This is a genomic window from Arcobacter sp. CECT 8983 (assembly GCF_004118855.1).
Taxonomy (GTDB): Bacteria; Campylobacterota; Campylobacteria; order Campylobacterales; family Arcobacteraceae; genus Halarcobacter.
In genome coordinates, this window is the sequence record NZ_PDKF01000003.1 from 98,291 (window position 1) to 111,626 (window position 13,336).

The window sequence follows — 13,336 nt, forward strand, 5'->3', positions numbered from 1 at the left end:
AAGTTAATAATTATCATTAACAGGTGTATATTAAATATTTCAATTGTATTATTCTTATTAAAAATATTATAATTGCATATATTTATTAATGAAAAAAGCACTGTAAGTGGCTATAATATGGTTTTATTTAAATAAGGAAAATGATGTTAAAGAAATATTTATCCCATGGGAAAGACCATGTAGTAACAGTTATTTTAAAAGGACTTTTTTGGTTAGCTCCAATTGCAGCAATTACTATAATTGTAATTTGGATTTATGAAAAAATAAATCAATTAACTGGAAGCATGTTTGAATTATTAGGCTTTGAACCAGAAAAATTCCCTTTTTTATGGACAATTTTTGGTGTAGTAATTATGTTTTTATTTGCATATATTTTAGGTGTATTTGCAGAAACAAAATTAGTTGATATTATTCAAAGAGTTTATTCAAAAATACCAGGTTTTTCTACAATAAAAGAGCTAGTAAATATCTTTAATACTTCAAAATCAGGTGAAAAGAAAGTTTTAGTAGTTTTAATTTCTGGGTTTTCAAAGGATGACTATAATATAGGTTTAATGTACTCAACTAAAGAGTCTGTTGTTAAAGATCATTTTACAGTTGTTTTATCAATGACTCCTATTCCAAATGGAGGTTTTATGTTTGAAGTACATAAAGACAAAATTAGAGTTATAGAAGAGGCAACTTTTGATTCAAATTTACAATATCTTTTATCAATGGGTGTTAAGTCTTTAGCTGATATAGTAAATATTGAACCTAAAAGTATAGAAGAGTTTAAAGCATTATCTGAAGTTTTAGAAGAAAATAAACAAAAGGAACAATAGTTTGGATTCAGTGAATATTAGGCACTATTTTTTTTATTTGGCTACTTTAGTAGTAATAATTGCAGGTTTAAAAGTTGCTAGTGAAATTGTAGTCATACTATTTTTAGCAATATTTATCTCTTCGATTTTCTCAACACTTTTAAAGTATTTAGAGCAAAAGCATATACCAAGACTAATTTCATATGTTTTAGTAATATCAATCTTTGTACTCTTATCTTTGTTTTTAGCTTATATAGTAAATATTTCATTAAAGAATTTTATTTTAAATATGCCTCAATATGAAAAACAACTGCAAGGTTTGGTTGTACAAATAATAGCATTAGGTGAAAGTTATGGTGTAGTAGTTGATAAAAAGATGATTTTAGATGCACTAAATTTTAGTTCATTTTTTGGATTTACTACAAATATAATTGGAAGTATTGGAACTTTTCTTTCTAAATTTTTACTTATAGTTATTGGGATTGCATTCATTCTTGCAGAGTCAAAATCTTTTGAAAAAAAGTTAAAAGTGATTTTTAAACAAAAAAGAAAAGAGTTAGAACATTTTAAAGAATTTTCTCACAATATTCAAAAATACTTTTTGGTAAAGAGTACAACAAGTTTTCTAACAGGTTTTATCATAGCAATTGGTCTTATATTTTTTCAAGTAGATTACCCAATACTTTGGGGTGTAATTGCTATGTTATTTAATTTTATACCAGTTGTAGGTTCTATTATTGCAGCAATACCAGCAGTACTTTTATCCCTTGTAAGTTTAGATTTAAATACAACTATTATATTGATTGTATTTTATGTTGTTATTAATATCTCAATTAGTAATATTATTGAACCAAAACTTATGGGAAAAGAGTTAGGTCTATCTCCTTTAGTTATATTTTTCTCACTTATTCTTTGGGGATGGGTTTTAGGAATAGTTGGAATGTTCTTAGCCGTTCCAATTACTATGACATTAAAAATTGCTTTTAGTACAAATACAAGTACTCAATGGATAGCAGTTTTAATGTCCGATATCTCTCATAAAAAAGAAAGGAAGGTTTAAAATGTCAATTGCAATATTAACTTCAGGTGGAGATTGTGCAGGGATGAATCCTGCAATTAAACAGTTTGTAGATTATTGTCTTAGTAAAAAAATAAAACCTTTTTTGATTTTTGATGGCTTAGAAGGTCTGATTGATGGCAGTATAAAAGAGGCTACTTTTGATGATGTTGCTGGAATTATGCATGAAGGTGGTACAAAAATAAGGTCTTCAAGGTCAAAGAGATTTTTTGAATATGAGTATAGAAAGCAAGCTTTTGAAAATCTACAAAAACATGGAATTGATAAACTCATTATTTTAGGTGGAGATGGTTCTTTTAGAGCTTTAAATCAATTTTATGACGATTTTGGAATAAAATTTGTAGGAATACCAGCAACCATTGATAATGATATTTTTGGAACAGAATATTGTTTAGGTGTTGATACTGCACTTAATATAATAAGAGAAGCAACAGATGCTATAAGAGACACTTCTGCTTCATTTAAAAGAGCCTGTGTAATTGAAACTATGGGAAGAGATTGTGGATATTTAGCCCTTGTTTCAGCAATTACTTGTGGTGCTGAGGTTTGTATGATTCCAGAGCTTGATTATGATTTAGATGTGATTGGAAAAAGATTAAAAGAAGAGCTTAAAAATGGAAGAAAATATATAGTTTGTGTTGTTGCAGAAGGTTGCTCAAAAAATAGATGTACAACTACAAATGAACTTGTTAGATGGCTTGAAGAAGATGTAGGAATAGAAACAAGAGCAACTATTTTAGGTCATATTCAAAGGGGTGGAAACCCAACAGTTTATGATAGACTTATGGCATCTGAATTTGTAACTTTTGCTATTGATGAAATCTTAAAAGAGGATTTTTCAAGTAGTGTGATTATTTACAATAAAGGTGAATTTGAGTTTGTATCTATTGATTATGTAAATTCATCTAAGTATGAAATAAAAGAAGAGTTACTTAATCTAGGAAAGAGATTAATAAATTAGACTTATAGGGCTTTAACCAATTACTTGATATTATATATACTAATTTATAAAAATAAAAGAGGCTAAATTTTATGATTGCAGTTTTTAATGCCATTACAAATATTGCAGAAGATATAGAAAAAAACGTATTTGTTGATTGTGAAAAGTTTTTATCATCTGGATTAGATAATCAACAAATGCATGATAGTGTTCACAAATTTTGTTCAAAGATTATTGAAAGAGAATTCAAAAGAGTAAAATCAGTTCATGGATTTATTGGAAAAGATAACAAAGAATATACCACAATAAATGAAAATGGGAAATATAAAATCTCTTATGTTGCAATTGATAATGTAGATTTATTAGATGTAGATTTTTCATTGGGAACTATTTTTGGAATTTATGAACATCAAATGGATGCTTTCCACTTAAAAGCAGCTATGTATATTACTTATGGACCAACTTTCCAATTAGTATTTGCTTCAAAATCAGAAGGTGTGGTTTATTTCTCTTATGAAGATGGTGAGTTTATAGAACAAGATCCTTTAACATTGGAGAAAAAAGGTAAAATTAATTCAACAGGTGGAATTGCAAGTGAATGGACAAAAGAACATAAAGAATTAATTGATAGCTTCTTTAATGAAGGTTATAGATTAAGATATTCTGATTCATTGGCACTTGATACTCATCAGATTTTATTTAAAAGGGGTGGTTTATACTCATCTCCTGCAACAAACTCTTTTCCAGAAGGAAAACTAGAAGTATTATTTGAGGCTTTCCCTATTTCATATATTATTGAACAAGCTGGTGGAAGAGCAATTAATAATAAAGGTCGTATTTTAGATATGACAAACATTGGATTACATGATAAAACACCTATTTATTTTGGCTCATCTTCTGAAGTACAAAAAGTAGAAGACTCTTTATCTAACTAAAGTATAGCCTTTTTTAGGCTATGCAAAATCAAAAAACTAAAATTCACTTTTCAATATGTATTAAGGTATACAACGCTAACATTCTTTTATAGTACGTTATATACTAAAGTATATAATGAAAAGGAATATTTTGGAAATATCATCAAACTTAACTTTAGAACTGTTAGACCAACCTTTTTTATTAGAAAAAAGAATTGAATTACTTTTTGCAATACAAAAATGTGGTTCCATAAGTAAAGCTGCAAAAGAAGTACCCATGAGTTATAAAAAAGCATGGGAAGCAGTAGATGCAATGAATAATCTTTCTTCTCAAGCAGTTGTTTTAACTGAAAAAGGAGGAAAAGGTGGTGGAGGAACTTCTTTAACTTCTTATGGAGAAAATCTATTAAAAACGTATCTTTTTTTAAAGGAAGAACAAAAAAGTTTTTTAAATAGATTAAAAGAAGCAACAGATATAGATACAGGAACATTAAAAACGATAGGAAGATTAGCTATGCAAATTAGTGCCAGAAATCAGATTGTAGGAAGAGTTGATAAAATAGTATCAAATGATGTAAGTGCAAATGTAGTTATTGTACCAAAAAGTGGACATGAACTTTTTGCAAATATCTCTAATGATGCAATGCAAAGTCTAGATATAAAAAAAGATAGTGAAGTAATTGCAATTTTTAAATCAATTAATGTTTTGTTATCTACTTCAGGAGATATTGCAATTAGTGCCAGAAATAAAATAGAAGGAACAATTAGTTCTATTATAAAAGATAAAACAAATAGTGAAGTTATAATAAATATAGGTGAAGGACAAAGTATTTCATCAATTGTAACTACAGGAGCTGTTAAACAATTAGGTCTAGAAGAGGATAAAAAAGTATATGCTTATATAAAAGCAAATGATATTATGATAGGAAAATAAAATGAAAAAGTTATTAGTATTAATGTTTTTAATTTCAACAAGTTTATTTGCAGGAACAATAAATATTGCAGTTGCAGCAAATGTTAGTTATGCAATTGATGATTTAATAAAACAGTTCAATAAACAAAATCCAGATACTAAAGTATTAGTTACTTTAGGAAGTAGTGGAAAGCTTACTGCTCAAATAAAAAATGCAGCTCCATATCATATATTCATGGCTGCAAATATGAAATATCCTATAACTTTGGATAATGATGGTTTAAGCTTAACAAAACCACTAGTATATGCTCAAGGAAGTCTTGCTATTTTAAGTTCTAAAGAGAAAGATTTCTCAAAAGGTATAAATATAGTAAAGAATAAGAATATTGAAAAAATAGCTATTGCTAATCCTAAAACTGCACCATATGGAAAAGCTACTGTAGAAGCTTTAAAAAATGCAAAGCTTTATAAGAGTATAGAAAAGAAGTTTGTATATGGTGAATCTATTTCTCAAACAGTATCTTTTTCTATTACAGCTGCCGAACTTGGTTTTATTGCAAAATCATCTTTATATAGTAAAAAAATGAAAAAATACAAAGAAGGAATTAACTGGACTGATGTTGACCCAAAACTTTATACCCCAATTAATCAAGGTATTATTATTCTTAAAAATGCAAAAGATAATAAAGAAGTAAAAGCTTTTTATGACTTCATTTTAAGTGCTAAAGCAAAAAAGATATTTAAAGATTTTGGATATTTAGTTCCATGAACAAGTTTGAAGCAAGAGTATCAAAAATAAAAAGTAGCGATAGTTTAAACTTAGTTACTTTCTCTTTTAAATCAAATGAATTGACAATGATTAGTCTTGATTTAACTGAAGACATAAAAGAGAATAAAAAAGTAATATTAAGTGTAAAGCCTACAAATATAAATATTGCAAAGAATTTACAAGGTGAAATAAGCTCTTCAAATAAACTTCATGGAAATATAAAAAGTATTGAAAAAGGAAAATTATTAACTAATATAGTTTGTATTATCGATGATACTTTTATTGAAACAATAGTTACAACTGAGTCTTTAGAAAAAATGAATTTAAAAGTTGATGATAAGATTACTTTATTTTTCAAATCAAGTGCTTTATCTATATTGGATGTGTGTAATGATTGAGACTATTAGCAATTTAGATTTTGCACCGCTTTTTTTATCTTTTAAATTAGCTTTTGTAACAACTTTGATTTTATTTATTAGTGCACTTCCTCTTGCTTGGTATTTATCTCAAACAAACTCTAAAATAAAACCTTTTATAGAAGCAATTACTGCTTTACCAATTGTATTACCTCCTTCTGTAATAGGTTTTTATATTCTTTTTTCTTTATCTATAAATTCTCCTATTGGGGCATTTTTTGATGAAGTATTTGGAATAAAATTAGTCTTTACTTTTACTGGTGTTGTAATAGCTAGTTGTTTTTATTCTTTACCTTTTATGGTTCAACCTTTGCAAAGTGGTTTTGAAAGTATAAATAAAAATATAATTGAGGCAAGTTTAATAGCTGGAAAAAGTAAATTTGAGACTTTATTAAGAGTTGCCTTACCAAATGTAAAGCCAGCAGTTTTAACTGCAATAATAGTAACCTTTGCCCATACTGTTGGTGAATTTGGAGTTGTTTTAATGGTTGGTGGAAGTATTCCTGGTGAAACTAAAGTTGCAGCAGTTGCTATATATGAGTTTGTGGAAATTATTGATTATAATTCAGCTCATATATATAGTTTGATTATGTTATTAATTAGTTTTATAGTTTTACTTTGTGTGTATATCTTTAATCAAAAATATAATAAAAAGTTCACAGGACTTCATAGATGATAGAAATAGATATAAAAAAAGAACTTCATGGCTCACTAGGAGTCATGAATCTTGATGTAAATTTAAATATTAATAATAAAGATTTTATTGCGTTAACTGGACTTAGTGGAAGTGGTAAAACAACTCTTCTTAGATGCTTAGCAGGACTTGAAAAAGCAGAAGGAATTATAAAAGTAGGTAATGAAATTTGGCAAGATAAAAAAGAGTTTTTACCAGTACAGAAAAGAAAAATAGGTTTTGTTTTTCAAGACTATGCCCTTTTTCCTAATATGACAGTTTGGGATAATCTGCTTTTTGTAAATAAAGATAAAGAGTTAGCAAATCATCTTTTAAAAATAACAGATTTACAAGCTTTAAAAAATAGATTACCAAATAGTTTAAGTGGGGGACAAAAACAACGTGTAAGTCTTTGTAGAGCTTTAATGAATAGACCAAAACTTCTTTTAATGGATGAACCATTGTCTGCTCTTGATCCAAGTATGAGATTAAAACTTCAAGATGAGATATTACAATTACATAAAGAGTTTGAAACTACTACTATTTTAGTAAGCCATGATCCAAGTGAAATTTATAAACTAAGTAATAGAGTACTTGTTTTAAAAGATGGAAAAATAATAGATGATGGCAATGCAAAAAGTGTATTATTAAAAACAAATGGAAGTGCAAAGTTCTCCTTTGAGGGAAAGCTTCTTGATATAATTAAAGTAGATGTGATAAATATTGCAATAGTTGCAATTGGTCAACAGTTAGTAGAAGTAACAATCACCTCAAATGAAGCAAAAGATTTAGTAGTAGGTCAAGATGTAAGAGTAAGTACTAAAGCCTTTGCTCCTATTATAAAAGCATAAAAAATTATAAAAAGATAAATTTATTAATAAAGTTTAGAAACTTTTTTTATCCTAAAGTTTAAAACTATAAAATCTTGACAATTAAAAGGATAAAAAATGCAAACAAATATTTTAGGAACAAATTTAAGCGTTTGTTGTACTTCACCTATGACAGGTTTTTATAGAGATGGAGTTTGTAGAACATCTTTAGAAGATCAAGGAACTCATACAGTATGCGCAATTATGACAAATGAGTTTTTACAGTTTTCTAAAAAACAAGGTAATGACTTAACTACACCAGTACCACAGTTTGGATTTCCTGGCTTAAAAGAGGGTGATAAATGGTGTTTATGTGCATTAAGATGGAAAGAAGCATATGAAGCAGGATGTGCTCCTAAAATTGATGCCCAAGCTACTTCTAATGCCACAACTAAATTTATAAAAAAAGAGATACTTTTAGAGTATAAGATCTAAAAAGGAAATCTCTTTTTTGAAAAATTTGAAACTAATAACTAATTCCCAAGATAATAATTTTTATAATCAATTCATTTCTTTGTTAGATACATGTAAATCTTTTTATTTTAATGTTGCATTTATAAACTATTCTGGACTTCAATTAATACTTAATAATTTAAAAAGATGTCAACAAGAAAAAGTTGAAGGCAAAATTTTAAGTTCCACATATCTTAATTTTACAGATGAAAAAGCCTTAGAAAAAATAAAAGAGTTTGAAAATATTGAACTTAAAATATTTGACAGTGCAAATAATCAAATAGGGTTTCACCCTAAAGCATATATTTTTGAGTTTGATGAAGAGTATAAAGTTTTAATAGGTTCTTCAAATTTAACAGCTAGTGCTTTTAAATCAAATATAGAATGGAATATAAAAACAGTTTTAAAAAAAGATGATGTGTTTATAAAAGAGCTATTTTCTGATTTTTATAAACTTTGGGATAGTTCAATTTTTGTTGATAAAGAGTTTTTAGAAGAGTACAAAAGTTTTAAAAATAAGCAAGAAAAAATACAAAGCTTTTCAAAAAAAGAGTTTAAGTTAAACCTTATGCAACAAGAGGCTTTACTTAGATTAGACTTTTTAAGAAATAATGGAGAAAATAAAGCCCTTGCAATAGCTTCAACAGGAATAGGAAAAACTTTTCTTAGTGTTTTTGATATAAAACAGTTTGCTGCAAAAAAAGTTTTATTTATAGTACATAGAGAAGATATTTTAATAAGTGCCAGAAAGAGTTTTGAAGCTGTAATAAAAGATAAAACTATGGGCTTTTTCACGGGAAATAAAAAAGATATAAATCGTGATTTCATATTTGCTACTATTCAAACTTTAAGTAATCATTATAAAAAGTTTGAAGCCCATGAGTTTGATTATATAGTAGTTGATGAAGCTCATCACATAGCAAGTAAAAGTTATGAGTGTATAAAAACTTATTTTAAACCAAAGTTTTTATTAGGGCTTACTGCAACTGCAAATAGAATGGATGAGGTTTCTATCTTTGATTTCTTTGATGATAATTTAGCTTGTGAAGTAACTTTGAATGAAGCTTTAGAAAAATGTTTAGTAAGTTCTTTTCACTATTTTGGAATTGAAGATATAAAAGAGCTTGATTATGAGAATATTGATTTAACAAATATTAAAAAGCTTTCAAAATTTTTGATGATAAATAAAAGAGTAGATTTTATTATTGAAAAGATGAACTTCTATGGTTTTAGTGGCAATAAAAGAAGAGTTTTAGGTTTTTGTGCTTCAAAAGAGCATGCAAACTTTATGAGTGATGAGTTTAATAAAAAAGGAATAAAATCAATAGCTTTAACAAGTGAAGACTCTAGTATAAAAAGAGAAAATTCTATTAAGAAATTACAAAGTAGTACAAATGAGCTTGAAGTTATTTTTACTGTAGATATATTTAATGAAGGTATTGATATACCAAATGTAAATACTGTTTTAATGTTAAGACCTACAAACTCTTCCATTGTTTTTGTACAACAATTAGGAAGAGGTTTAAGAAAAAATAGTGATAAACAGTTTCTAACAGTACTTGATTTTATTGGGAATCATAATAGAACTTACCTTATAGCTTTAGCTTTAGTTGGTAAAAAAAGATTTGACAAAGATAGTATAAAATTATCCCTAAATAATAATTTTTCAAACTTCCCTAATGCCCACATAATTATGGATGAAATCTCTAAAAAAAGAGTTTTAGAACAAATTGATAGTGCAAATTTTAATAGTTTAAAATATCTAAAAGAGCAATACTTTGAATTTAAAGCTTCTTTAAATCTAAAAACTATTCCTAAACTTAGTGATTATATACATTATGATGAATATATAAATGTACTTGATTTTATTTCTTATTCAAAGTCATATGAAGAGTTTATTTGTAAAGTTGAAAAAAACAGTACTTATAAAAAAGCTTGTGAGGATGAAAAGTTTGTAAAAACTATTAGATTTATTCAAGGTTTAATGCCAATAAAAAGAGTATATGAATTTGCTATTTTAAAGTATTTAATTTCTAATGAAGAAGTTTCAATAAACCAAGCAGTTGAATATTTAAAGAAATATTTGGAAGATGTTTGTGAAGAGACTGTAATTCATAGTTTTAGATTTTTAGATCAACAATTTTTTGATCCTGCACAAAAGCAAAGATATTTAAAGTTAGTAGTTTTAAAAAGAGATAAACTTTTAAAAACAGATGAATTTAGTTCATTACTTAAGGATAAGTTTAAAAGAAGCCTTTTATTAGACTCTTTAAATTATGCTTTGATTAAGTATGAAAAAGATTTTGGAATAAAAAATTATGGCTTACCATTTTTAAAACTTTATGAAAAATATAATATGTTAAATATTGCACAACTTTGTAATTTTAATAAAATACATAGTTCATTTAGAGGAAGTGGTTTTTTAAAATATAAAGATGATTTTTTCCTTTTTATAACTATAGAAAAAGATAAGTTTACAAAAGGTGCAAAATATAAAAATACTTTTCTTTCTAAAGAGCTTCTTACTTATTCAAGTAAACCTTCAATGAGCAGTGATAAAGGTGATGGTAAAAGACTTATAGAAAATATTAAACATGGGGTAAGACTTCATGTTTTTGTAAGAAAATTTTCCCATGTTGATAGAAAAGTACAAGGCTTTATTTATTTAGGATTGGCAAATACATATTCTTATAAAAATAATAAGCCAATAGATTTAGAATTAAAATTAGAAACTCCTCTTACAAATAATTTGTATGAAGAGTTTACAAAGGTAGTTGAATACTAGTCTAACTTAGGGGAATCGTTATTATAAACTTAGCTCCTTCGTTAGTATTTTCTGCTTCAAGACGTCCAAAAAGATGTTTTTCTACAATAAGTTTACTCATATATAAACCTAAACCAGTTCCATGGAATTGATGTTTTGTAGTAAAGTATGGATCAAAGATTTTTGGTAAGACATCTTCTTCAATTCCTTTTGCATTGTCTTCCACAGTAATTTTAAAGTTTTTATTACCTTGTATTAAATCTATTGTTATAGTTCCTTCTTCTATTTTTCTTTGTATTATTACATCTTTAGCATTATTTAAAATATTAATTAATACTTGAGCTAATTCTTCCGCAACAATTTCAACTTTTAAAGGTTTTTCATAATCTATATTATTAATAAGTTTAATATAGCTATTTTCTAAACTTGCCCTTACAATTTTAAGTGTTTCATCTATTCTTTCTTGAATAACAATCTCTTTTGTCTCTTTCTCTTCTTTTATAAAGTCTCTAAAAGTATCAATTGTTTCAGAAAGGTATTTTGTATTTGTAACTATTGTATCTGTAAATTCTGGAATATCATTTTCTTCTAACATACCAAATTCATGTTTCATCTTTAAACCACTTGCAGCAGTACTAATAGTAGATAAAGGTTGTCTCCATTGATGGGCAATGTTTCCTATCATCTCACCCATTTGAGCAAGTTTCATTTGTTCTAATAGTTGTTTATCTTTTTTTATAATTTTATTTAAACTATTCTTTTCTGCAATACTTCTTGATATTAAGAAGTATAAAGCTAACAAAATTGATAAATATAAAAAAATAAATAATAGAAGAATAAGCCTATATGTCTTTTCTAAATTACTAAGTCCATTTTCTTTACTTAAGACTGCTAAAAAGGCTTCTTGTCTATTTGTAAGTTTATTCATAACAGGAATTGTAGTTACAATAATATTATCATTATTGATAAAAATTGAGTTGGCTTCATTTTTCATAGCATCATTATATATTTGTTTTGAAATTTTCTTTTCAGGTTTTAAACTCATAATATCTTTTCTTGATACTTCTTTTAACTCTGCTAGAATATTTGTATTGTGAGAAAAACCTTTAAAATGTGCATCTTTGTACTGTTCTGTATTTTCTAAATATTTTTTTGAAAAATTATCATTTTTTATAATAAAGTTTGTAAGAACATAATATTGTTCCATTAAAGAAGATGTTATAGCTTGTTCGCTAAATGTAATATTTAGAAAACCTACAACATCATTTTCTGATTTAATTGAATATAAAAAATTAAATCCTGTATCTTCATCTTTAACTTCAAAACTATCCATATTCTCTTTATTGTTTTTTACAAAGTTAAAAGCTCTTTTATTTTCATTCATTGTTTTTTTAAAAGGTTGCTTCATATCTAAAAATATTTCACTATTAGGTAAAATAAAAGTAATATTTATTAATTTCTTATTTCTTAAAGTATTGAATCTATTTATTACTTGAAGGTATAACTCTTTTTTTATTTGTACTTTTTCTTTATAAGTTTTATTTTTCATATATTTAAATTCATTTTGGATATTAGTAAGTTTTAGAAGTCCCGTGTAAATAACATATGATAAATCTTTATATTGGTCATAAATTGTGTTATATGCTCTTTCGTAAGTCATTGTTTTTTGATTTAAGTGGTACTCTTTTGTTTTTGTAGAAATATAATCAAAGATTATTAGACTAAGCAGTGTTAGAAAAACAAATATAATAGTAAAAAGAATTCTCAAGTTTTTAATTTTTTGTTTTGAATTTGTTTGTATTATTTTTCCTTTTTATAATTTTAATGATTATACTCTTTTAATATTTAATTTTCTAAGAATTTTAATACATCTTCGAAATTACCTGAAATTATCTTTTCAACAGAACAAGCAATCATAAGATTTACAGGATAATCAAAATCTTCTATTATTCTTCCATGTAAGTCTATATAACCATCTTTACTTGACATCTTCTCTTCACTAGAAAACTGTTCTTGATAGCTTGTTTTTCTATCTAAATATCCATAAACTTTTTTTCCCTTAGCAGTTGCATATCCACACTCCCAAACAGTTCCACTATCACTCTCTTTGCCCCTAAAAGAGTTTAAATTTGCAATTACTATATCACATGTATCAATTAAATTTTTATTTGCTATATATATATCTTTTGCAATCTTATTTTTTTCTTGGTTAAAATCTACAATATTATCTAAAGGATATAGACCTTCATAGCCATATTCTTTACAAAGGTTAACATATCTTTTGCCAATATCTCTTGAATCTTGTTCGAATACATCAGGACCTGCAATATATATCTTTCTCATTTTTTTTTCCCATACTCTATTTTATTTCCATCTTTATCAAATAAAGGATATTTTTTTTCATTTTTTTTCATTTTCTCAATAATTGCTTCTTCTAAATTAATATCTAGTTTCATACATATTCTTATTAAATAAACAGCAATATCTGCAATTTCTTCTTTAGCATGCTCTTTTTTATCACTTGATAAATTTTGAGATTGTTCTAAATCTAACCATTGAAAAATCTCAACTAATTCAGAAGCCTCTACACTTAAAGCCATAGATAGGTTTTTAGGATTATGAAATTTTTCCCAATCTCTTTTTGTGGAAAACTCTTTTATAATAGTTTCAATTTTTTCCATATTCATACGTTAAACCTTTTAAACAATAACATTATTATATAATACCAAAAATTTAAAAAAGAAAAA

14 protein-coding genes are annotated in these 13,336 nt (G+C 26.1%); 11 read left to right on the forward strand and 3 right to left on the reverse strand.

The genetic code is table 11. From position 1 onward, the window contains the following. Positions 1–143: 143 nt before the first annotated feature. The 11 genes from CRV01_RS02600 (at position 144) to CRV01_RS02650 (ending at position 10,610) form a co-directional block, all read left to right on the forward strand. Positions 144–821 carry a DUF502 domain-containing protein gene (locus CRV01_RS02600; protein WP_258238295.1) on the forward strand — a complete coding sequence of 226 codons (678 nt, stop codon included), beginning with the start codon at positions 144–146 and terminating at the stop codon, positions 819–821. A 10-nt stretch (positions 822–831) separates the two neighbouring features. Further along, a complete protein-coding gene (locus CRV01_RS02605; protein ID WP_258238298.1) occupies positions 832–1,860 on the forward strand; it encodes an AI-2E family transporter in 1,029 nt (342 codons plus the stop codon). Between the two features lies 1 nt (position 1,861). After that, complete coding sequence (locus CRV01_RS02610; RefSeq protein WP_129006695.1) at positions 1,862–2,839, forward strand: 6-phosphofructokinase; 978 nt, start codon at positions 1,862–1,864, stop codon at positions 2,837–2,839. 71 nt (positions 2,840–2,910) lie between these two features. Next, entirely contained in the window at positions 2,911–3,753 is an 843-nt protein-coding gene (locus CRV01_RS02615; protein WP_129006696.1) for a class 1 fructose-bisphosphatase, read from the forward strand. A gap of 130 nt (positions 3,754–3,883) precedes the next feature. Then, positions 3,884–4,666, forward strand: a complete 783-nt coding sequence (locus CRV01_RS02620; protein ID WP_129006697.1) for a TOBE domain-containing protein — start codon at positions 3,884–3,886, stop codon at positions 4,664–4,666. 1 nt (position 4,667) lies between these two features. Beyond that, a complete protein-coding gene (gene modA / locus CRV01_RS02625) occupies positions 4,668–5,414 on the forward strand; it encodes a molybdate ABC transporter substrate-binding protein (RefSeq protein WP_129006698.1) in 747 nt (248 codons plus the stop codon). Further along, positions 5,411–5,812, forward strand: coding sequence for a molybdopterin-binding protein (locus tag CRV01_RS02630; RefSeq protein WP_129006699.1), 402 nt, complete (start codon positions 5,411–5,413; stop codon positions 5,810–5,812). The genes modA and CRV01_RS02630 overlap by 4 nt, the downstream gene beginning before the upstream one ends. Continuing rightward, entirely contained in the window at positions 5,805–6,506 is a 702-nt protein-coding gene (modB, locus tag CRV01_RS02635) for a molybdate ABC transporter permease subunit (RefSeq protein ID WP_129006700.1), read from the forward strand. Before CRV01_RS02630 ends, modB begins: the two co-directional genes overlap by 8 nt. Continuing rightward, positions 6,503–7,354 carry an ABC transporter ATP-binding protein gene (locus tag CRV01_RS02640; RefSeq protein WP_129006701.1) on the forward strand — a complete coding sequence of 284 codons (852 nt, stop codon included), beginning with the start codon at positions 6,503–6,505 and terminating at the stop codon, positions 7,352–7,354. The genes modB and CRV01_RS02640 overlap by 4 nt, the downstream gene beginning before the upstream one ends. 96 nt (positions 7,355–7,450) lie before the next feature. Continuing rightward, on the forward strand, positions 7,451–7,807 hold the full coding sequence (locus tag CRV01_RS02645; protein WP_129006702.1) for a DUF2237 family protein: 357 nt from the start codon (positions 7,451–7,453) through the stop codon (positions 7,805–7,807). Positions 7,808–7,823: 16 nt separating this feature from the next. Further along, the gene (locus CRV01_RS02650) at positions 7,824–10,610 is read left to right on the forward strand and encodes a DUF3427 domain-containing protein (protein WP_258238296.1); all 2,787 of its coding nucleotides are present in this window, start codon (positions 7,824–7,826) and stop codon (positions 10,608–10,610) included. Between the two features lies 1 nt (position 10,611). On the opposite strand, the gene CRV01_RS02655 is transcribed toward CRV01_RS02650, so the two are convergent. From CRV01_RS02655 to CRV01_RS02665, 3 genes are all read right to left on the reverse strand, one after another. Next, a complete protein-coding gene (locus tag CRV01_RS02655; RefSeq protein ID WP_129006703.1) occupies positions 10,612–12,357 on the reverse strand; it encodes a sensor histidine kinase in 1,746 nt (581 codons plus the stop codon). Between the two features lie 77 nt (positions 12,358–12,434). Beyond that, on the reverse strand, positions 12,435–12,932 hold the full coding sequence (locus CRV01_RS02660; protein ID WP_129006704.1) for a nucleoside 2-deoxyribosyltransferase: 498 nt from the start codon (positions 12,930–12,932) through the stop codon (positions 12,435–12,437). Continuing rightward, positions 12,929–13,276 (reverse strand): nucleotide pyrophosphohydrolase, encoded by a 348-nt coding sequence (locus CRV01_RS02665; protein ID WP_129006705.1) that lies wholly within the window; start codon positions 13,274–13,276, stop codon positions 12,929–12,931. Before CRV01_RS02665 ends, CRV01_RS02660 begins: the two co-directional genes overlap by 4 nt. Between the last annotated feature and the right edge of the window lie 60 nt (positions 13,277–13,336).

Coding starts and splice junctions, on each gene's coding strand:
- modB (WP_129006700.1), top strand. CDS start 5,805: ATGATTGAGACTATTAGCAATTTAGATTTTGCACCGCTTTTTTTATCT.
- CRV01_RS02645 (WP_129006702.1), top strand. CDS start 7,451: ATGCAAACAAATATTTTAGGAACAAATTTAAGCGTTTGTTGTACTTCA.
- CRV01_RS02610 (WP_129006695.1), top strand. CDS start 1,862: ATGTCAATTGCAATATTAACTTCAGGTGGAGATTGTGCAGGGATGAAT.
- CRV01_RS02665 (WP_129006705.1), bottom strand. CDS start 13,276: ATGAATATGGAAAAAATTGAAACTATTATAAAAGAGTTTTCCACAAAA.
- CRV01_RS02600 (WP_258238295.1), top strand. CDS start 144: ATGTTAAAGAAATATTTATCCCATGGGAAAGACCATGTAGTAACAGTT.
- CRV01_RS02630 (WP_129006699.1), top strand. CDS start 5,411: ATGAACAAGTTTGAAGCAAGAGTATCAAAAATAAAAAGTAGCGATAGT.
- CRV01_RS02660 (WP_129006704.1), bottom strand. CDS start 12,932: ATGAGAAAGATATATATTGCAGGTCCTGATGTATTCGAACAAGATTCA.
- CRV01_RS02640 (WP_129006701.1), top strand. CDS start 6,503: ATGATAGAAATAGATATAAAAAAAGAACTTCATGGCTCACTAGGAGTC.
- CRV01_RS02615 (WP_129006696.1), top strand. CDS start 2,911: ATGATTGCAGTTTTTAATGCCATTACAAATATTGCAGAAGATATAGAA.
- modA (WP_129006698.1), top strand. CDS start 4,668: ATGAAAAAGTTATTAGTATTAATGTTTTTAATTTCAACAAGTTTATTT.